The sequence below is a fragment of the Enterobacter sp. SGAir0187 genome, assembly GCF_002952735.2.
Classification (GTDB): Bacteria; Pseudomonadota; Gammaproteobacteria; order Enterobacterales; family Enterobacteriaceae; genus Enterobacter; species Enterobacter quasiroggenkampii.
On the sequence record NZ_CP025034.2, the window covers coordinates 1740253 to 1759915 of the forward strand.

Annotated in this window: 18 protein-coding genes; 11 read left to right on the forward strand and 7 right to left on the reverse strand. The window is 55.5% G+C overall.

Going from position 1 to position 19663, the window contains the following annotated elements:
* Positions 1–13: 13 nt before the first annotated feature.
* Both aceE and pdhR read right to left on the reverse strand, forming a co-directional pair.
* The gene (gene aceE, locus CWR52_RS08385; RefSeq protein WP_028015529.1) at positions 14–2677 is read right to left on the reverse strand and encodes a pyruvate dehydrogenase (acetyl-transferring), homodimeric type; all 2664 of its coding nucleotides are present in this window, start codon (positions 2675–2677) and stop codon (positions 14–16) included.
* A gap of 123 nt (positions 2678–2800) precedes the next feature.
* On the reverse strand, positions 2801–3565 hold the full coding sequence (gene pdhR, locus CWR52_RS08390; RefSeq protein ID WP_008501960.1) for a pyruvate dehydrogenase complex transcriptional repressor PdhR: 765 nt from the start codon (positions 3563–3565) through the stop codon (positions 2801–2803).
* A gap of 263 nt (positions 3566–3828) precedes the next feature.
* Between pdhR and CWR52_RS08395 the strand changes: the two genes are divergently transcribed.
* From CWR52_RS08395 to CWR52_RS08410, 4 genes are all read left to right on the forward strand, one after another.
* Entirely contained in the window at positions 3829–4056 is a 228-nt protein-coding gene (locus CWR52_RS08395; RefSeq protein WP_104949383.1) for a hypothetical protein, read from the forward strand.
* 46 nt (positions 4057–4102) lie between these two features.
* Positions 4103–5473, forward strand: a complete 1371-nt coding sequence (aroP, locus tag CWR52_RS08400; RefSeq protein ID WP_024907477.1) for an aromatic amino acid transporter AroP — start codon at positions 4103–4105, stop codon at positions 5471–5473.
* Between the two features lie 164 nt (positions 5474–5637).
* Complete coding sequence (locus tag CWR52_RS08405) at positions 5638–7035, forward strand: glycoside-pentoside-hexuronide (GPH):cation symporter (RefSeq protein WP_104949384.1); 1398 nt, start codon at positions 5638–5640, stop codon at positions 7033–7035.
* A gap of 10 nt (positions 7036–7045) precedes the next feature.
* Positions 7046–7996 carry a family 43 glycosylhydrolase gene (locus CWR52_RS08410; protein ID WP_104949385.1) on the forward strand — a complete coding sequence of 317 codons (951 nt, stop codon included), beginning with the start codon at positions 7046–7048 and terminating at the stop codon, positions 7994–7996.
* Between the two features lie 18 nt (positions 7997–8014).
* On the opposite strand, the gene ampE is transcribed toward CWR52_RS08410, so the two are convergent.
* Together ampE and ampD are read right to left on the reverse strand one after the other, a co-directional pair.
* Positions 8015–8869 (reverse strand): beta-lactamase regulator AmpE, encoded by an 855-nt coding sequence (ampE, locus tag CWR52_RS08415; RefSeq protein ID WP_028015525.1) that lies wholly within the window; start codon positions 8867–8869, stop codon positions 8015–8017.
* Positions 8870–8878: 9 nt separating this feature from the next.
* The gene (gene ampD, locus CWR52_RS08420) at positions 8879–9430 is read right to left on the reverse strand and encodes a 1,6-anhydro-N-acetylmuramyl-L-alanine amidase AmpD (RefSeq protein ID WP_104949386.1); all 552 of its coding nucleotides are present in this window, start codon (positions 9428–9430) and stop codon (positions 8879–8881) included.
* A gap of 87 nt (positions 9431–9517) precedes the next feature.
* Between ampD and nadC the strand changes: the two genes are divergently transcribed.
* From nadC to hofC, 4 genes are all read left to right on the forward strand, one after another.
* Positions 9518–10411, forward strand: a complete 894-nt coding sequence (nadC, locus tag CWR52_RS08425) for a carboxylating nicotinate-nucleotide diphosphorylase (RefSeq protein WP_104949387.1) — start codon at positions 9518–9520, stop codon at positions 10409–10411.
* A gap of 174 nt (positions 10412–10585) precedes the next feature.
* Complete coding sequence (ppdD, locus tag CWR52_RS08430; protein ID WP_104949388.1) at positions 10586–11023, forward strand: prepilin peptidase-dependent pilin; 438 nt, start codon at positions 10586–10588, stop codon at positions 11021–11023.
* 10 nt (positions 11024–11033) lie between these two features.
* Positions 11034–12416: a type II secretion system protein GspE gene (gene gspE / locus CWR52_RS08435; RefSeq protein WP_104949389.1), complete on the forward strand. Its 1383-nt coding sequence runs from the start codon at positions 11034–11036 to the stop codon at positions 12414–12416.
* A complete protein-coding gene (gene hofC / locus CWR52_RS08440; protein ID WP_104949390.1) occupies positions 12406–13590 on the forward strand; it encodes a protein transport protein HofC in 1185 nt (394 codons plus the stop codon). The genes gspE and hofC overlap by 11 nt, the downstream gene beginning before the upstream one ends.
* Positions 13591–13631: 41 nt before the next feature.
* Here the strand turns inward: hofC and CWR52_RS08445 are convergent, their stop codons facing one another.
* On the reverse strand, positions 13632–14675 hold the full coding sequence (locus CWR52_RS08445) for a GMP reductase (RefSeq protein WP_008501970.1): 1044 nt from the start codon (positions 14673–14675) through the stop codon (positions 13632–13634).
* 228 nt (positions 14676–14903) lie between these two features.
* Between CWR52_RS08445 and coaE the strand changes: the two genes are divergently transcribed.
* From coaE to yacG, 3 genes are read left to right on the forward strand one after another with little or no spacing between them, the layout of a single operon-like run.
* Positions 14904–15524, forward strand: a complete 621-nt coding sequence (gene coaE / locus CWR52_RS08450) for a dephospho-CoA kinase (protein WP_104949391.1) — start codon at positions 14904–14906, stop codon at positions 15522–15524.
* Complete coding sequence (zapD, locus tag CWR52_RS08455) at positions 15524–16267, forward strand: cell division protein ZapD (RefSeq protein ID WP_008501972.1); 744 nt, start codon at positions 15524–15526, stop codon at positions 16265–16267. The genes coaE and zapD overlap by 1 nt, the downstream gene beginning before the upstream one ends.
* 9 nt (positions 16268–16276) lie before the next feature.
* Positions 16277–16471 carry a DNA gyrase inhibitor YacG gene (yacG, locus tag CWR52_RS08460; RefSeq protein ID WP_023615920.1) on the forward strand — a complete coding sequence of 65 codons (195 nt, stop codon included), beginning with the start codon at positions 16277–16279 and terminating at the stop codon, positions 16469–16471.
* A gap of 25 nt (positions 16472–16496) precedes the next feature.
* Here the strand turns inward: yacG and mutT are convergent, their stop codons facing one another.
* Both mutT and secA read right to left on the reverse strand, forming a co-directional pair.
* Positions 16497–16898: an 8-oxo-dGTP diphosphatase MutT gene (gene mutT, locus CWR52_RS08465; RefSeq protein WP_104949392.1), complete on the reverse strand. Its 402-nt coding sequence runs from the start codon at positions 16896–16898 to the stop codon at positions 16497–16499.
* A gap of 57 nt (positions 16899–16955) precedes the next feature.
* Positions 16956–19661 (reverse strand): preprotein translocase subunit SecA, encoded by a 2706-nt coding sequence (gene secA / locus CWR52_RS08470; RefSeq protein WP_104949393.1) that lies wholly within the window; start codon positions 19659–19661, stop codon positions 16956–16958.
* Positions 19662–19663 lie beyond the last annotated feature (2 nt).

Genomic DNA, 19663 nt, shown 5'->3' on the forward strand with positions numbered 1-19663 from the left:
ATTCTTTTACCTCTTACGCCAGACGCGGGTTAACTTTTTCTGCATCGATGTTGAATTTGGTGATTGCGTCCGCAACCACTTTCTTATCGATTTCGCCACGTTTAGCCAGTTCGCCCAGTGCTGCTACAACCACGTAAGAAGCATCAACTTCGAAGTGGTGACGCAGGTTTTCGCGGCTGTCAGAACGACCGAAGCCGTCAGTACCCAGAACGCGATAATCATCAGCTGGAACGTAAGTACGAACCTGCTCAGCGAACAGTTTCATATAGTCAGTAGACGCCACCGCTGGCGCGTCGTTCATCACCTGAGCGATGTACGGAACGCGTGGGGTTTCCATTGGGTGCAGCATGTTCCAGCGCTCACAATCCTGGCCATCACGCGCCAGTTCAGTGAAGGAGGTCACAGAGTACACATCGGAACCGACACCGTAGTCTTTCGCCAGGATCTGTGCTGCTTCACGTACGTGACGCAGGATAGAACCGGAGCCCAGCAGCTGAACTTTACCTTTGCTACCTTCAATGGTTTCGAGTTTGTAGATACCTTTACGGATACCTTCCTCGGCACCTGCTGGCATTGCCGGCATGTGGTAGTTTTCGTTCAGGGTGGTGATGTAGTAGTAAATGTTCTCCTGCGCTTCACCGTACATGCGCTGCAGACCGTCATGCATGATGACTGCCACTTCGTACGCGTAAGACGGGTCGTAAGAGATACAGTTAGGGATAGTCAGAGACTGAATGTGGCTGTGGCCATCTTCGTGCTGCAGACCTTCACCGTTCAGGGTCGTACGACCGGAAGTACCACCGATCAGGAAGCCGCGAGCCTGCTGGTCGCCTGCCTGCCAGCACAGGTCACCGATACGCTGGAACCCGAACATGGAGTAGTAAATGTAGAACGGGATCATCGGCAGGTTGTTGGTGCTGTAAGAGGTCGCAGCAGCCAGCCAGGATGCGCCTGCGCCCAGCTCGTTGATACCTTCCTGCAGGATCTGACCTTTCTCGTCTTCTTTGTAGTAAGCAACCTGCTCACGGTCCTGCGGGGTGTACTGCTGGCCGTTCGGGCTGTAGATACCGATCTGACGGAACAGACCTTCCATACCGAAAGTACGCGCTTCGTCGGCAATGATTGGCACGAGGCGATCTTTGATCGACTTGTTCTTCAGCATCACGTTCAGGGCACGAACGAAAGCGATAGTGGTAGAGATCTCTTTGTTCTGCTCTTCCAGCAGCTGAGAGAAGTCTTCCAGCGCTGGCAGTTCCAGCTTCTCGGTGAAGTTAGGCTGGCGAGCTGGCAGGTAGCCTTTCAGCGCCTGACGACGTTCGTGCAGGTACTTGTGCTCTTCAGACCCTTCCGGGAAGGTGATGTAAGACAGGTTTTCGACCTGCTCATCGGTAACTGGAACGTTGAAACGGTCGCGGATATAGCGCACGCCGTCCATGTTCATTTTCTTAACCTGGTGAGCGATGTTTTTACCTTCTGCGGTATCACCCATGCCGTAACCTTTGATGGTGTGAGCCAGGATTACAGTCGCTTTACCTTTGGTTTCACGCGCTTTTTTCAGTGCAGCGTAGATTTTCTTCGGATCGTGACCACCACGGTTCAGGGCCCAGATCTGCTCATCAGTCCAGTCTGCAACCAGGGCTGCAGTTTCTGGATATTTGCCGAAGAAGTGCTCACGCACGTAGGCACCGTCTTTGGATTTGAAGGTCTGGTAGTCACCGTCAACGGTTTCGTTCATCAGCTGGATCAGTTTACCGCTGGTGTCTTTACGCAGCAGTTCGTCCCAACGGGAACCCCACATGACTTTGATCACGTTCCAGCCAGCACCTGCGAAGATGCCTTCCAGTTCGTTGATGATCTTGCCGTTACCGGTTACCGGACCATCCAGACGCTGCAGGTTACAGTTGATGATGAAGCACAGGTTGTCCAGCTTCTCACGGGTCGCGATGGTGATCGCGCCTTTGGATTCTGGCTCATCCATTTCGCCGTCGCCCAGGAAGGCGTATACGGTCTGCTCAGAGGTGTCTTTCAGACCACGGTGTTCCAGATACTTCAGGAATTTCGCCTGGTAGATCGCACCGATTGGGCCCAGACCCATTGATACGGTCGGGAACTGCCAGAATTCAGGCATCAGTTTAGGGTGCGGGTAAGAAGACAGACCTTTACCGTGAACTTCCTGACGGAAGTTATTCATCTGCTCTTCAGTCAGACGACCTTCCAGGAATGCACGTGCATAGATGCCCGGAGAGATATGGCCCTGGAAGTACACCAGATCGCCGCCGTCTTTCTCGTTCGCTGCACGGAAGAAGTGGTTGAAGCACACTTCGTAAACGGTCGCAGAAGACTGGAAGGACGCCATGTGGCCACCCAGCTCCAGGTCTTTCTTGGAGGCGCGCAGAACGGTCATGATGGCGTTCCAGCGAATTGCAGAACGGATACGACGTTCCAGATCCAGATTGCCCGGGTATTCCGGTTCGTCTTCAACGGCAATCGTGTTTACGTAGTTGCTAGCCCCTGCACCTGAAGCAACCTTCACGCCGCCTTTGCGGGCTTCAGAAAGCAGCTGATCAATCAGATACTGAGCGCGCTCAACACCTTCTTCACGGATGACCGATTCGATCGCCTGTAGCCAGTCGCGAGTTTCGATCGGATCCACGTCATTTTGGAGACGTTCTGACATGGGGGTATTCCTTATCTATCTAATACGTTGATTTGTCTGGAACCTGTCCCATTGTGCTCTTGGGCAAGAACACAATAAGACAGGTTCTGCGTTTAGTTGCCGCGCTCTAAAAGTACCTGGCGCTTAATCCTTTCGTTGCTGTATGCGGCGTAATGAACGTTCGCGACGCGATTGTTCACGGCTGCGGTCCAGCAAGATTTCCTCAATGAAAGCCAGATGGCGGTGCGACGCTTCGCGCGCCTGCTCCGGTTCCCCGGCCATTATCGCCTCGAATACTCGGGTGCGATGGTTGCTTACCAGTGGGAGCATGTCCCGACGGGCATACAACAATTCAAAATTTTGACGAACGTTCTGGGCCAGCATCGGCTCCATGCAGCGTAGCAGATGGAGGAGCACCACATTGTGTGCCGCTTCGGTAACGGCGATTTGATACTGGACGACGGCGCTGGACTCGGCGTCTAAATCGCCGGACTGCTGTGCCCGTTCAATGGCCTGATGCAGTTCGCGGATACGCACGCGATCTTCATCAGTGCTGCGAAGGGCGGCGTAATAGGCCGCAATACCTTCCAGCGCGTGACGGGTCTCAAGCAGGTCAAACTGGGATTCTGGGTGGTCAGAGAGAAGTTCTACCAGCGGATCGCTGAAGCTCTGCCACAGGCTGTTTTGCACAAAGGTTCCGCCGCCCTGGCGACGAAGCAGCAAGCCCTTTGCTTCGAGACGTTGAATCGCCTCACGCAGAGAAGGACGTGAAACGTCGAACTGTTTTGCCAGCTCGCGTTCTGGCGGAAGTTTCTCACCCGGGCGCAGAGTCCCTTCGAGGATTAAAAACTCCAGCTGCTGCTCAATCACATCAGATAGTTTTGGTTGGCGAATTTTGCTGTAGGCCATATTCCCTGTCTTACGCCTTTTTGCCCGGAGTCAATTGGTCTTACCAATTTCTATTTCGTATCGCTAAAGTAACAAAGTATTCACCTTCTGTCCATATTGGTTTTGATTGAAATCAGTAAACCCTGCACATTTTAACAACCTTACAGAAATAACGTTTCAGAAATGTAACTTTGCACAAATGAGTTGATTACCCCCAAAGAGGCAGTTTTGACCATAATGAAACGAGGGTTTTAGCAATCTGAAGCGATTCAACAAGGCAAATAATGAAAATTCGCCCACTTAAGGCGCATTTCTATTCTATAGGTTGGGTGAGGAACAACGAGCGGGCCGATTTACAAATGCTTTCTTTTTATTCAAGTCGTCATCCCCCCTTCATAAAGCAGGTGCATTCGCAGGCACTTACCACTATTCTGGCGCTTACGGAAGCCATCTCCGCTTTTTTCGGTCTCGTTAACCGTAAAGAAATAAATACAGAATATGGATTTTCATAATTACACACGCTCAGCGTGAACATAACAACCACACACGAGGTTTCAAATGGAAGCTCAACAGCACGGCGATCAGCTAAAGCGCGGGCTTAAAAACCGCCATATTCAGCTCATCGCACTGGGCGGTGCGATTGGTACCGGCCTGTTTCTGGGCAGCGCATCCGTTATCCAGTCTGCCGGTCCGGGCATTATTTTGGGTTACGCGATTGCGGGTTTCATTGCTTTTCTGATCATGCGCCAGCTGGGCGAAATGGTCGTGGAAGAGCCGGTCGCAGGCTCCTTCAGCCACTTTGCCTATAAGTACTGGGGCAGCTTTGCCGGTTTCGCCTCGGGCTGGAACTACTGGGTGCTGTACGTTCTGGTTGCCATGGCCGAACTGACCGCCGTCGGGAAATACATTCAGTTCTGGTATCCCGAAATCCCAACCTGGGCTTCTGCTGCAGCCTTCTTCGTCATTATCAACGCCATTAACCTGACCAACGTTAAAGTGTTCGGGGAGATGGAGTTCTGGTTTGCCATCATCAAGGTCATTGCCGTGGTGGCGATGATTATCTTCGGCGGCTGGCTGCTGTTCAGCGGCAACGGCGGCCCGCAGGCCACGGTGCGTAACCTCTGGGAACAGGGTGGATTCCTGCCTCACGGCATGACCGGTCTGGTGATGATGATGGCGATCATTATGTTCTCCTTCGGCGGCCTGGAGCTGGTGGGTATTACCGCTGCCGAAGCCGATAACCCGGAGCAAAGCATTCCGAAAGCCACAAATCAGGTCATCTACCGTATTCTGATCTTCTATGTGGGCTCACTGGCCGTGCTGCTCTCCCTGCTGCCGTGGACGCGCGTGACCGCTGACACCAGCCCGTTTGTTCTCATCTTCCACGAGCTGGGCGACACCTTTGTCGCCAACGCGCTGAATATCGTGGTGCTGACCGCTGCGCTCTCCGTATACAACAGCTGCGTATACTGCAACAGCCGTATGCTGTTCGGCCTCGCCCAACAGGGCAACGCGCCGAAGATGCTGCTTAACGTTGATAAACGCGGCGTGCCGGTGAATACCATCATTGTTTCCGCCATCGTGACCGCCCTGTGCGTGCTCATTAACTACATGGCACCGGAATCGGCGTTTGGCCTGCTGATGGCGCTGGTGGTCTCTGCCCTGGTCATCAACTGGGCGATGATCAGCCTGGCACACATCAAGTTCCGCCGCGCGAAACAGCAGCAGGGCGTCACCACGCGCTTCCCTGCCCTGCTCTATCCGCTGGGTAACTGGATCTGCCTGCTGTTTATGGCGGCCGTGCTGGTGATCATGCTGATCACGCCGGGTATGGCGATTTCCGTCTACCTGATCCCGGTCTGGATTGCGATCCTGGGCGTGGGCTATCTCTTCAGCCAGAAAAGCCGTAATGCCATGAAGGCGCACTAAACCTCTCGCCGCGGTACCTGCTTTTGCGGGTGCCGCGCGTTGTTACCTCCTTCACACTTTCACGCCCACAGCACATTTATCCATATCACCGCCCTGATACTGCAACGCATATATTCCTTTGCCAGCGAATAATTCTCTCCATACCGTAACCCGGAGAGCAGTCTATGGATAACGCAAAGCTGTCAGTAAAAGAAAAGATCGGCTATGGGATGGGCGACGCCGGATGTAACATCATCTTCGGCGCCATCATGCTGTTTGTTAACTATTTCTATACGGATATTTTTGGCCTGGCACCTGCGCTGGTCGGCGTGCTGCTGCTGTCCGTCCGCGTGATTGACGCCGTAACGGACCCGATCATGGGGGCGATTGCCGACCGTACCCGCAGTAAATATGGCCGGTTTCGTCCATGGCTGCTGTGGATTGCTTTCCCCTACGCGCTGTTCAGCATCCTGATGTTCACCACGCCAGAGTGGAGCTATAACAGCAAAGTTATCTATGCGTTTGTCACCTACTTCCTGCTGTCGTTAACCTATACGGCCATCAACATCCCTTACTGCTCGTTAGGTGGAGTGATCACCAACGATCCAAAAGAGCGCGTGGCCTGCCAGTCGTATCGCTTCGTGCTGGTCGGCATTGCCACGCTGCTGCTCTCATTAACGCTGCTGCCGATGGCCGACTGGTTTGGCGGGGACAACAAAGCCAAAGGCTACCAGATGGCGATGACCGTGCTGGCGCTGATTGGCACCTGTATGTTCCTGTTCTGCTTCGCCACCGTGCGCGAGCGCGTGCGTCCGGCAGTGCAAACCAACGACGAACTGAAAAACGACCTGAAAGACGTGTGGAAAAACGACCAGTGGGTGCGCATTCTGCTGCTGACGCTCTGCAACGTCTGCCCGGGCTTTATCCGCATGGCGGCGACCATGTATTACGTCACCTGGGTGATGGGCCAGAGCACCCACTTCGCCACGCTGTTTATCAGCCTGGGCGTGGTGGGCATGATGCTCGGCAGCGTGCTGGCAAAAGTGCTGACCGACCGCTGGTGTAAGCTGAAGGTCTTCTTCTGGACCAATATCGTGCTGGCGATTTTCTCCTGCGCCTTCTATTTCTTCGACCCGAAAGCCACCGTCACCATCGTGGTGCTCTACGTCCTGCTGAACATCCTGCACCAGATCCCGTCTCCGCTGCACTGGTCGCTGATGGCCGACGTGGACGACTACGGCGAGTGGAAAACCGGGAAGCGCATCACCGGGATCAGCTTCTCGGGCAACATCTTCTTCCTGAAGCTGGGGCTGGCGATTGCCGGGGCGATGGTCGGGTTCCTGCTCTCCTGGTACGGTTATGACGCGGCCGCAAAAGCGCAAAGCGCGGACGCCCTTAACGGGATCGTGCTGCTCTTTACCGTCATTCCGGGCGTGGGTTATTTGATTACCGCGGGCGTGGTACGTCTGCTGAAGGTGGACCGTGAGACCATGAAGCAGATCCAGGCCGATCTGGAAAAGCGCCGTACCAACTACCGCGAACTGAACGACTATCAGGAACTCAAAGCCGCTGAGACTAAATAAGGAAAGCCGCATGCATAACTGGCCAAACCCGTTTATCGAACAACGCGCCGACCCGTACATTTTACGCCATGAGGGACAGTACTATTTTATTGCCTCCGTGCCGCAGTACGACAGGCTGGCGATCCGCCGCGCGGACTCGCTGGAAGGACTACGCGACGCTGAAGAGGTAGTGGTCTGGCGCAAACCCGAGACCGGCCCGATGAGCCAGCTCATCTGGGCGCCGGAACTGCATCATATCGACGGAAAGTGGTACATCTATTTTGCCGCGACGCACACCCAGGCGCTCGACGCGCTCGGGATGTTCCAGCACCGTATGTTTGCGATTGAGTGTGCGGACCGCGATCCGCTCAGCGGTACCTGGATCGAGAAAGGGCAAATCAACACCCCGTTCGACACCTTCGCCCTGGACGCCACCACCTTTGTTCATCAGGGCAAACGATGGTACCTGTGGGCGCAAAAGGCACCGGATATCACCGGGAACTCCAACCTTTATCTGTGCGAAATGGCGAACCCGTGGACGCTAAAAGGCGAGCCGATGATGCTCAGCAAACCGGAGTATGACTGGGAATGCCGTGGTTTCTGGGTCAACGAAGGTCCGGCGGTGCTGGTTCACGGCGATAAGCTGTTTATCAGCTATTCCGCCAGCGCCACCGACGAGAACTACTGCATGGGACTGCTGTGGATAGACCTGAATGCCGATCCGCAAAACCCAGCAAACTGGCACAAATCCCCTCGCCCGGTTTTCGTCACCAGCTACGAGAACCGCCAGTACGGCCCAGGACACAACAGCTTTACGCAAACGCCGGAAGGGGAAGATGTGCTGGTGTATCACGCGCGGAACTACACCGAAATTGAGGGCGATCCGCTGTACGATCCGAACCGTCATACCCGCCTGAAGCGCGTCCGCTGGAATGAAAACGGGATGCCTGATTTCGGCATCCCGCCTGCGGATTCGCTTTAGTCTTTGCGGCGCGCTGGCTTACACCAGCGTGCCGTAGATCGTCAGCAGCGCCACGATAACCACCACCACAAACGACGTTTTCTTCGCCATGGAAACAGCGGCTTTCGGTGTTTCAATCTTGTCGGTATGCGGCTCACGAGCCAGCGAGAACTGCGCCAGGCGCGTCAACACCTGGTACTGGGACGTATGGCGGTCCCCAAGAGAAGCGAACCATGCGGGCAGCGCTTTTTCACCGTGGCCAATTAAGGCGTACACCACGCCCACCAGACGTACCGGGAGCCAGTCGAGCACGTGCAGGATGGCATCAATGCCGGACAGCAAACGTTCATGCGGCGTCAGGTAACGGGCAAGCCAGGTCTGCCAGGCGCGCAGGAACGCATACCCCATCAGCAAAACCGGTCCCCACGGGCCGCCCACCACAAACCAGAACAGCGGTGCCAGGTAGTAACGAAAGTTAATCCACAGCAGCGCATTCTGCAGTTCGCGCAGAAACTCGCGCTCGTCGCAGTCCGGCGGCACGCCGTGGATCATCGTCAACTCGCTCGCCATGGCACCGCGCGCATGGGCATCGTCACGGGAGGCGGCTTTCAGGTAGGCGTGATAGTGCAAGCGCACCTTGCCCGCACCAATGCACAGCACGCCGAGCAGGATCCACACCACCAGCAGCGGCACGTTGAAAAAGAGTCCGTACAGCGAGCGCAGCAGCAGGAAGGTAATAAGCATGACGCCCGCCATCATCAGCAGCGTGCGCAGCATGGAAAAGTGCTTGATGCGGCGGAATAACACCTCCAGCCGGTGATCCAGTTGCCAGTGCTCGCCGAGCTTGAACAGGCGTTCAGCGATGATAACCAGCAGCATGGTAAACAACGTCATGGTATCTCCTTATTCTGACGACGCGGCAAGCATGGCGCGAAACCGCGGCCAGTCAAATGCCGGGCCGGGATCGGTTTTTCTCGCCGGAGCGATATCGCTGTGCCCGGTTATATTGTCGGCGATTGCCGGGTAGAGTCCGATAAGCGTGTGGGTAATAGCAATCAGCTGCTGATACTGGGCATCGGTGTAGGGGGTAGTATCCGTGCCTTCCAGCTCAATCCCAATCGAGAAATCGTTGCACCGTTCGCGCCCGTGATACATCGATACCCCGGCATGCCAGGCGCGCTTATCAAAAGGAACATACTGAACCACCTCACCATCACGGCGAATCAGGCAGTGAGCCGACACGCGCAGATGCGCAATCTCAGCGAAGAAGGGATGAGCATTGGGATCTATCGTTCCCGTGAATAACGCATCGATCCACGGGCCGCCAAACTCACCCGGTGGGAGGCTAATATTATGAACCACCAGCAGTGTGGGCTTTTCATCCTCCGGGCGGCAATCGTGGTGAGGCGAGGGCACACGCCGCGCATCCACCAGCCATCCGTTTTCTAACAACATGCTGGAACTCCTTCTGTATGGTGCAATGACTCGGTTCAGAGTAGCATGTTTCAATATTATGATTCGTTACCAATTTGGAGTTTTATCATGCCGCCTCGCCGCTACAACCCCGACCACCGACGTGAAGCGCTTCTGGAACGTATTAATATGGATATTCCGGCAAGCGTCGCCCATGCGTTGAAAGAAGACCTGGGCGGTGACGTTAATGCTGAAAAGGATATTACCGCACAATTGTTGCCAAAAGAGACACGCTCCCACGCGGTCATTATCACCCGCGAAGAGGGTGTTTTTTGCGGCAAGCGCTGGGTTGAAGAGGTCTTTACCCAGCTGGCGGGTGACGATGTACAGGTGACATGGCACGTTGATGATGGTGATGCAGTGACCGCCAATCAGCCGCTGTTCGAGCTGGACGGTCCTTCCCGCGTATTACTGACCGGCGAGCGTACCGCGCTCAATTTTGTCCAAACGCTCTCTGGCGTCGCCAGTGAAGTGCGCCGCTACGTTGACCTGCTGGCCGGCACCCGAACCCAGCTGCTTGATACCCGCAAAACGCTGCCGGGCCTGCGCACGGCGCTGAAGTACGCGGTGCTCTGCGGCGGCGGCGCAAACCATCGTCTGGGCTTATCCGATGCTTTCCTGATTAAAGAGAACCACATTATTGCTTCTGGCTCCGTACGTCAGGCGGTGGAGAAGGCATTCTGGCTGCATCCGGATGTGCCGGTTGAGGTGGAAGTCGAAAGCCTGGAAGAGCTGGAGCAGGCGATTAAGGCCGGGGCCGATATCATCATGCTCGATAACTTCGAAACCGAGCAGATGCGCGAGGCGGTAAAACTGACAAACGGCCGGGCTCAGCTTGAAGTATCCGGAAACGTCACTTTCGAAACGATCCGTGAATTCGCCGAAACCGGCGTGGATTACATCTCCGTCGGTGCGCTAACCAAACACGTTCGCGCTCTCGACCTCTCAATGCGCTTTAAATAACGCATTCTCCCCTCTCCACCCGGAGAGGGGAATTTCTGCCCCGCTCGCAGATCCGCTGTTCTTCCCTGCAATTCTGAATAAATTCTCTGAAGCCCCCTTCCCGTTCCTTTTTTTGCCCCTCGTTTCTGCTCTTTCGCGCTGACAGAGTAGCGCCACTTTGCATAAGGAGCAGATATGGACAGACAACAAGGCTTTACTCTCATTGAGCTGATGGTGGTCATCGGCATTATTGCGATTCTGAGCGCCATCGGCGTCCCTGCCTATCAGAATTACCTGCGCAAGGCGGCGCTGACCGATATGCTGCAAACCTTCGTTCCCTACCGCACCGCCATCGAGCTTTGCGCGCTGGATCACGGTGGTGTGGAAAGCTGCGATGCCGGCAGCAACGGCATCCCTTCCTCCACCACGACACGCTACGTGTCGGGAATGAGCGTAGCGAAAGGGATCGTGACCTTAACAGGACAGGAAAGTCTTAACGGGCTGGAAGTGGTCATGACGCCGCAGTGGAATGACGCTAACGGTATGACGGGCTGGACGCGTCTCTGCAACATCAGCGCTGATAGCGCCCTGAAGCAGGCCTGCGAAGACGTTTTCCGCTTCGACAATAACTGAGGAGCGGAAAATGAAGACCGATCAACTCGTGGCGCTTTGCCTTCGCCATCACGCACTGCTGCTTACCAGCGACAGTGAAATGGTCAGCATTGCCGTCGTGGGCAATCCCGCGGCCGAACTCATGGAGGCGCTGCGTTTCGCGACTCAGAAACGGATTGATATTGAGTGCTGGAGCGCTGAGCGCATGGAAAAACACCGGCAGCTCACGTCACAATCGCATTTGCCCGGTGTTTCGCAAACGCATTCAACGGTAGATATCCTCAACCACACGCTGCAGCAGGCAATCAACCAACGCGCCTCTGATATTCATATCGAACCGATGGAGCACGCGTGTCAGATTCGTTTACGTATCGACGGCGTACTTTGCCCGCAGCCTCCGCTTGCGGCGGAACTGGCTAACCTGCTCAGCGCGCGTTTAAAAGTGCTGGGTAATCTGGATATTGCTGAGCGCCGTTTACCCCAGGACGGCCAGTTTACGATTGAGCTGGCCAACGAGCCGGTTTCGTTTAGGATAGCGACGCTTCCCTGCAGCGGCGGCGAGAAAATTGTGCTGCGTCTCCTGCAGCAGGTTCCGCAGGCCCTTGAGCCGAAAGCGCTTGGCATGAATGCTGAGCAACTGGCCTGTTTTAATGCGGTTCTCCACCAGCCGCAGGGGCTGATTCTGGTCACCGGGCCTACCGGCAGCGGCAAAACCGTGACGCTGTACAGTGCGCTGCAGTCGCGTAACACCCCTGACGTCAACATCTGCAGCGTCGAAGATCCTATTGAGATCCCCCTTGCCGGATTAAACCAGACGCAGATTAATCCCCGGGCGGGTTTAACCTTCCAGAGCGTGCTGCGGGCGCTGCTGCGTCAGGATCCCGACATTATTATGGTCGGCGAAATCCGTGACGGTGAAACGGCCGGGATTGCGATTAATGCTGCCCAGACCGGGCACCTGGTACTGTCGACCCTGCATACCAACTCGACGACGGAAACGCTGGTTCGCCTGGAGCAGATGGGCGTCGCACGCTGGATGATTTCCTCCGCACTGACGATGGTGATTGCCCAGAGGCTGGTTCGACGTCTGTGCCCGTACTGCCGACAGAAAAGCGGGGAGCATGCGGACTTACCTCGCTCAGTATGGCCCAGACCGCTTCCACGCTGGCAGCCCACCGGCTGCGATCGCTGTTACCACGGTTTTTATGGCCGCGTGGCCATTTTTGAAGTACTTGGGATCGACCATGCCCTGCGCCAGGCCATTGCCAGCGGGGCGGGAACAGACGCCATCGAGGCGAGCGCCCACCAGGCAGGGATGATTTCTCTTTTTGAACACGGCTGCATGGCCGTCGAACAGGGGCTAACCACGATTGAAGAGTTGCTGCGCGTCCTGGGAATGCCCAATGGCGGCTAATCAGTTATGGCGCTGGCGTGCGCTCACCAAAGATGGAGAACCCCGAAGCGGGACACTGTGGGCCACGGACCGCAATGCGGCCTTCACCCGGCTAATGCGTAACGACCTCCATCCTCTGACGCTAACCCGATGCGCGCAGCGACACCGCTGGCGGCAACACCACCGCGACGAGATGTTTGATCAGCTCGCCACGCTTCTGCAGGCTGGACTGACATTATCCCACAGTCTGCAAATGCTGGCAGAGCAGCATCCGTTAAAACCGTGGCAGGCGCTGCTGCAAAGCATTGCCGATGAGCTCAGTGAAGGATGCCCGTTTTCGGCGTCGCTAAAAAAGTGGCCAGCCGTTTTTAGCCCGCTGCATGTCTCGATGGTGAAAACCGGGGAGCTGACAGGGAAGCTGGAGGCGTGCTGTCGTCAGCTCGCGCAGCAACAAAAAGCGCAGCAGCAGCTCAGTGCAAAAGTGAAAAAGGCGCTGCGCTACCCGGCGATCGTCCTGACGCTGGCCGTAGTGGTTGTGCTGGCGATGGTCACCCTGGTCCTGCCCGAGTTTGCCGCGATCTACAAAACGTTTAATACCCCGCTTCCTGTGCTGACACAGATGGTCATGGGAATGGCCGCCTTTATGCAGTCATATGCTCTCGCGTTGTTCGCCCTGCTACTAACCCCCTTTGCCGTCGCCTGGGCTCTGCGGCAGAACCCTCGCTGGCAGCAAATCCTGATGCAGACGCCCGTGATGGGCGCACTGGCAAAAGGCCAAAAGCTGGGACACATCTTTACCGTGCTGTCACTCACGCAACAGGCGGGCATCCCTTTTTTACAGGGTCTGGAGAGTGCAGAAGAAACTGTTGAGAGCCGGTACTGGCAAGGGATACTTCGCAACGTGCGGGAGGACATTGAAAAAGGTTTGCCCGTCTGGTCATCCTTTCAGAAGGCGGCATTGTTTACCCCGCTCTGTATTCAGCTTTTACGCACCGGTGAGATGTCAGGTGCGCTGGACATCATGCTGGCAAACCTTGCCCGTCATCACACGGAACAGACCTTTCAACGAGCAGATAACCTGGCGGCGCTTCTGGAGCCGCTGCTCCTGGTTGTTACGGGGGTTATCATCGGCACGCTGGTGGTGGCAATGTACCTGCCGATATTCCATCTGGGTGATGCGATGAGCGCGGGATAGTGCAGTAGCGCTGGCGCACAAGCATGCGCCAGCGAAAGCCATTACAGGCTATTGAATACGCGGTTTTCCTGCTCCTGAACGCGAATAAACGTTGTGCGTTTCGTCAGCTCTTTCAGGCGGGATGCACCCACGTAGGTACAGGCTGAGCGCAGGCCGCCCAGGATGTCGCGCGCGGTGTTTTCAACCGGGCCGCGCAGAGGCAGCTTGACGGTTTTACCTTCTGCCGCGCGGTATTTTGCCACACCACCGACGTGACGGGTCATCGCAGACTCAGAGCTCATGCCGTAGAACAGCATAAATTTCTCGCCGTTCTCTTCAACGACGGTACCGCCGCTCTCTTCATGGCCTGCCAGCATACCGCCGAGCATCACGAAGTCCGCGCCGCCGCCGAAGGCCTTTGCAACATCACCCGGCATGGTGCAACCGCCGTCGCTGATGATTTGACCGCCCAGCCCGTGCGCCGCGTCGGCACATTCAATGACGGCAGAGAGCTGCGGATAACCGACGCCGGTTTTGACGCGCGTGGTGCATACGGAGCCCGGGCCAATGCCCACTTTCACGATATCGGCACCGGAGAGGATCAGCTCTTCACACATTTCACCTGTCACCACGTTGCCCGCGATGATGGTTTTCGTCGGCCAGGCCTCACGCGCCTTGCTGACGAACTGTACGAAGTGCTCGGAGTAACCGTTCGCCACATCAATACAAACGAAGTTCAGCGCCGGGTTAGCCTTCAGGATCTGTTTGGTCTTCTCGAAATCCGCATCGGAGGTGCCGGTGGAGACCATCACGTGCTTCACCACATCAGCAGAAGCGGACGCCACAAACGCATTCCACTCTTCAGGGCTGTAATGTTTGTGCACGGCGGTGAGGATGTCGAACTGTGCCAGCGCGGTTGCCATCTCAAAGGTTCCCACAGTATCCATGTTGGCAGCGATGATCGGCACGCCAGACCAGGTCTGACCGGAATGCTTAAAGGTGAATTGACGTTCGAGTTCAACGTCTGAGCGACTTTTCAGTGTAGAGCGTTTAGGGCGGATAAGAACGTCTTTGAAACCTAACTTCAGATCTTCTTCGATACGCATGTGCGGATTCCTGGGGTTAGAGGCAAATATGTTAAAAGCACAACTCCAGTGACGCTATCATACGCACTAATACCTGCTCCGCAAGACTGCGAAATTCTCTTTTTTTACGCTACAATCCTATAAATTTACCTGGTAAAAAGCCGGTAAACAGGGCTAAACAGTGACTGGCGCATCTGTGATTTTTAATCAACTGATTTTTATAATGAATAATTCCCAGGATTTGATTTAATGGGGTATATCGTTGCATTAACCGGCGGCATCGGTAGTGGCAAAAGTACCGTTGCGGACGCGTTTTCTCGTTTGGGTATCACGATTATCGATGCCGATATTATTGCCCGCCAGGTGGTAGAGCCCAATACACCCGCGCTTAAGGCCATCGCAGAACATTTTGGTCAGGCAATCATCAATGCCGATGGCACGCTAAATCGCCGTCAGCTTCGCGAATGCATTTTTTCCGATTCAGCGGAAAAAGCCTGGCTTAATGCCCTGCTCCATCCCACTATCCACCAGGAAACACAGCGTCAGATAGCCGAAGCCCGCTCGCCCTATGTCTTGTGGGTGGTTCCGCTGCTGGTGGAAAATCAGCTGCAGAAGAAAGCCGACCGGGTACTGGTGATTGATGTCACACCCGAGACACAAATCCAGAGAACCATGATGCGAGACCATGTCTCGCGCGAGCATGCTGAACATATTCTCGCCGCTCAGGCCACGCGCGCTCAGCGCCTTGCCGTGGCGGATGATGTTATTGATAATAACGGCGCACCAGATGCTATTGCATCGGATGTTGCCCGTCTGCACGCGCAGTATCTGACGTTAGCCGGGCAGGCCGTTGCACAGGAAAAACCATAATGTCGACTCACATCCTTTTTGAGCATCCGCTCAACGAAAAAATGCGTACCTGGCTGCGCATCGAATTCCTCATTCAGCAGCTTTCACAACATCTGCCGGTTAACGATCACGCTACGGCGTTGCACTTCTTCCGCAATGTAGGCGATCTGCTGGATGTGATTGAACGCGGCGATGTCCGCACAGAATTGCTTAAAGAGCTGGAGCGCCAGCAGCGTAAATTGCAGGCATGGGCTGAGGTTCCGGGGGTGGACGTAAGCCGTATCGATTCCCTTCGCCAGCAGCTTAAAACCAGCAGCAGCATCCTGATGGCCGCACCGCGCGTCGGGCAGTTTTTGCGTGAGGACCGCCTGATTGGCCTGGTGCGCCAGCGCCTGAGCATCCCTGGCGGTTGCTGTAGCTTCGACCTGCCGACGCTGCATATGTGGCTCCATATGCCACAAGCCCAGCGTGACGCGCAGGTGAACAGCTGGCTGGCAAGCCTGGAGCCGATGCACCAGACGCTGTCGCTGATCCTCGATCTGATCCGTAACTCAGCGCCGTTCCGCAAGCAAACCAGCCTGAACGGTTTCTACCAGGACAACGGTGATGATGCCGATCTTCTGCGCCTGAATTTATCGCTTGGCGAACAGCTTTATCCGCAAATTTCCGGGCATAAGAGCCGCTTTGCGATTCGCTTTATGCCGCTGGACAGCGAAAATGGCACCGTGCCGGAACGCCTCGATTTTGAACTGGCCTGTTGTTAAGGAGTGCCGATGTCTGATGTCACCACCGTAAACTGCCCGACCTGTGGCAAAACCGTTGTCTGGGGCGAAGTGAGTCCGTTCCGCCCATTCTGCTGCAAACGCTGCCAGCTTATTGACCTGGGCGAATGGGCGGCGGAAGAGAAACGTATTCCGAGTAAAGGCGATCTCTCGGACAGCGACGACTGGAGTGAAAACCAGCAGTAATCTGTAAAGCCTGCTGGCGCGTCGCTTAGCAGGTCTTCGGTTGTTCGACTAACCGCAGGATCACAGGCTCGTTGGCTGGCGGGAATTTTTCGGCATCACTTGCCTGAAGCGCCACCCAGTTACCCGGCTGCCCCTCTTTCCCCCAGGGTTCACCTTCCCAGTTTTCCACCAGCCAGAACCACAGCGTGATGTGTCTGTCCGGGAACTGGTATTCGAGCTTATCAAACAGCGTTGCGCCAAGCGGGGTAATCCCGACTTCTTCCTGAAGCTCGCGAACCAGCGCCGCTTCCGGGGTTTCACCAGCCTCAATTTTTCCGCCAGGAAACTCCCATTTGTTCGCCATATGGGCGTCGGCAGCACGCTGGGTGATAAAGATTTGGTTTTGCGGGTTGCGAATAATCCCGACGGCAATTTGCAGTATTTTCATATTGTTACTTCCATAAAAAAGGCGCAGATGTCTGCGCCTTTTTGTTTTTTTATGAACTTAGCTCAGACGCCCGTGGCACGCCTTGTACTTTTTACCGGAGCCACATGGGCACGGATCGTTACGACCCACTTTACGATCGCCAGTCTGCGCGGCGATCGCCGCTGCAGCTTCGCTGTCGTCGGTCTGATGACTCAGCTGTTGCATTTGTGCCAGACGCTCGGCTTCTTCACGACGCTGCTGCTCCATCGCTTCTACTTCTTCCGGCATACGCACCTGAACCTTGCTCAGGGTGCTGATGACTTCATACTTCAGCGACTCAAGCATAGAGGCAAACATGGCGAAGGATTCACGCTTGTATTCCTGCTTCGGATCTTTCTGCGCATAGCCACGCAGGTGGATACCCTGACGCAGGTAGTCCATCGCCGCCAGGTGCTCTTTCCACAGGGAATCCAGCGTCTGCAGCATCACGCCTTTTTCGAAGTGACGCATCATCTCAGCGCCAACGACCTCTTCCTTACGCTTGTAAACATCCAGCGCGGTTTCGTAGATACGCTCGCGCAGGGTCTCTTCGTGCAGCTCAGGCTCTTTATCCAGCCACTCTTTGATTGGCAGATCGAGGTCAAAGTCATTTTTCAGACGTTCCTGCAGGCCTTCGATGTCCCACATCTCTTCCAGAGACTGCGGCGGAATATGCGCATCAATCGTGGCTTTAAACACATCTTCGCGGATGCTGTTGATGGTTTCGCTCACGTCGGACACGTCCAGCAGTTCGTTACGCTGGGTGTAGATCGCACGACGCTGATCGTTAGCCACGTCGTCATATTCCAGCAACTGCTTACGAATATCGAAGTTGCGGCTTTCCACTTTACGCTGGGCGTTCGCGATCGCTTTGGTGACCCACGGGTGCTCAATGGCTTCGCCTGGCTTCATGCCCAGCTTGCGCATCATGCCGGACACGCGGTCGGAGGCGAAAATACGCATCAGCGCATCTTCCATCGACAGGTAGAAGCGGGAAGAACCGGCATCCCCCTGACGACCCGCACGTCCACGCAGCTGGTTATCGATACGACGCGATTCATGACGCTCGGTACCGATAATGTGCAGACCACCGGATGCCAGCACCGCGTCATGACGCACCTGCCAGTCGGCCTTGATCTGCGCAATCTGTTCAGGCGTTGGGTTTTCCAGCTCAGCCACTTCGGCCTGCCAGCTACCGCCCAGCATAATATCGGTACCACGACCCGCCATGTTGGTGGCGATGGTTACCGCAGCCGGATAACCTGCCTGCGCAACAATGTCCGCTTCTTTGGCGTGGAATTTGGCGTTCAGTACGTTGTGTTTAATACCCGCTTTCGTCAGCTCGTGAGAAACCACTTCGGATTTTTCAATGGAGATGGTCCCCACCAGAACCGGCTGGCCTTTGGCAGTACGCTCGCGGATATCTTCGATGATTGCCTGAATTTTTTCCGCTTCGGTCATGTACACCAGGTCCGGCATATCCTTACGGATCATCGGACGGTTGGTTGGAACGACCACGGTATCCAGCTTGTAGATAGAGCTGAATTCAAACGCTTCGGTATCGGCAGTACCGGTCATGCCCGCCAGCTTCTCGTACAGACGGAAGTAGTTCTGGAAGGTGATAGAGGCCAGCGTCTGGTTTTCGTTTTGAATATCCACGCCTTCTTTGGCTTCTACAGCCTGGTGCAGACCGTCAGACCAGCGACGCCCCTGCATGGTACGGCCGGTGTGCTCATCGACAATGATCACTTCGCCGTCTTTTACGATGTAGTCGACGTCACGGGTGAACAGCGCGTGGGCACGCAGCGCGGCGGTCACGTGGTGCATCAGCATGATGTTGCTCGGGGAGTACAGAGACTCGCCCTCTTCCATAATGCCTTCAGCCACCAGCAGCTCTTCAATTTTCACCAGACCACGTTCGGTCAGGTTCACCTGGCGCGCTTTTTCATCCACGGAGAAGTGGCCTTCACCCTGGAAGGTATCCGAGTCTTCTTTCTCCTGACGCAGCAGGTGTGGAATGATTTTGTCGACTTTACGGTACATCTCGGAGCTGTCTTCAGCCGGGCCGGAGATGATAAGCGGAGTACGCGCTTCATCGATCAGGATGGAGTCCACCTCATCCACCAGCGCGTAGTGCAGCTTACGCTGGACGCGCTCTTCAGGGCTGAACGCCATGTTGTCACGCAGGTAGTCGAAGCCGTATTCGTTGTTGGTACCGTAGGTAATGTCCGCGTTATACGCTTCACGCTTGGCGGGTGCAGGCAGGCCAGACATGTTGATGCCGACCGTCATGCCGAGGAATTCGAACAGTGGACGGTTGTTTTCGGCGTCACGCTGCGCCAGATAGTCGTTGACGGTAACGACGTGAACGCCTTTACCGGTCAACGCATTCAGGTAAGCCGGCAGCGTTGCGGTCAGGGTTTTACCTTCACCGGTACGCATTTCCGCGATGCAGCGCTCGTTAAGCACCATACCGCCCAGCAGCTGAACGTCGAAGTGACGCATGCCGAACACGCGCTTACTTGCTTCACGCACGACAGCAAACGCTTCCGGGATCAGGCTTTCTAAGGTTTCACCTTTTTCCAGACGCGCACGGAATTCCGCCGTTTTCGCTTTCAGCTCATCATCAGAGAGCTTCTCCATCGCCGGTTCCATACCGTTGATGACGGCAACAGCTTTGCGCATACGGCGCAGGGTACGATCGTTACGACTACCAAAAACTTTAGTTAATAATTTGATTAGCATAA

Coding starts and splice junctions, on each gene's coding strand:
- aceE (WP_028015529.1), bottom strand. CDS start 2,677: ATGTCAGAACGTCTCCAAAATGACGTGGATCCGATCGAAACTCGCGAC.
- pdhR (WP_008501960.1), bottom strand. CDS start 3,565: ATGGCCTACAGCAAAATTCGCCAACCAAAACTATCTGATGTGATTGAG.
- CWR52_RS08395 (WP_104949383.1), top strand. CDS start 3,829: ATGAAAATTCGCCCACTTAAGGCGCATTTCTATTCTATAGGTTGGGTG.
- aroP (WP_024907477.1), top strand. CDS start 4,103: ATGGAAGCTCAACAGCACGGCGATCAGCTAAAGCGCGGGCTTAAAAAC.
- CWR52_RS08405 (WP_104949384.1), top strand. CDS start 5,638: ATGGATAACGCAAAGCTGTCAGTAAAAGAAAAGATCGGCTATGGGATG.
- CWR52_RS08410 (WP_104949385.1), top strand. CDS start 7,046: ATGCATAACTGGCCAAACCCGTTTATCGAACAACGCGCCGACCCGTAC.
- ampE (WP_028015525.1), bottom strand. CDS start 8,869: ATGACGTTGTTTACCATGCTGCTGGTTATCATCGCTGAACGCCTGTTC.
- ampD (WP_104949386.1), bottom strand. CDS start 9,430: ATGTTGTTAGAAAACGGATGGCTGGTGGATGCGCGGCGTGTGCCCTCG.
- nadC (WP_104949387.1), top strand. CDS start 9,518: ATGCCGCCTCGCCGCTACAACCCCGACCACCGACGTGAAGCGCTTCTG.
- ppdD (WP_104949388.1), top strand. CDS start 10,586: ATGGACAGACAACAAGGCTTTACTCTCATTGAGCTGATGGTGGTCATC.
- gspE (WP_104949389.1), top strand. CDS start 11,034: ATGAAGACCGATCAACTCGTGGCGCTTTGCCTTCGCCATCACGCACTG.
- hofC (WP_104949390.1), top strand. CDS start 12,406: ATGGCGGCTAATCAGTTATGGCGCTGGCGTGCGCTCACCAAAGATGGA.
- CWR52_RS08445 (WP_008501970.1), bottom strand. CDS start 14,675: ATGCGTATCGAAGAAGATCTGAAGTTAGGTTTCAAAGACGTTCTTATC.
- coaE (WP_104949391.1), top strand. CDS start 14,904: ATGGGGTATATCGTTGCATTAACCGGCGGCATCGGTAGTGGCAAAAGT.
- zapD (WP_008501972.1), top strand. CDS start 15,524: ATGTCGACTCACATCCTTTTTGAGCATCCGCTCAACGAAAAAATGCGT.
- yacG (WP_023615920.1), top strand. CDS start 16,277: ATGTCTGATGTCACCACCGTAAACTGCCCGACCTGTGGCAAAACCGTT.
- mutT (WP_104949392.1), bottom strand. CDS start 16,898: ATGAAAATACTGCAAATTGCCGTCGGGATTATTCGCAACCCGCAAAAC.
- secA (WP_104949393.1), bottom strand. CDS start 19,661: ATGCTAATCAAATTATTAACTAAAGTTTTTGGTAGTCGTAACGATCGT.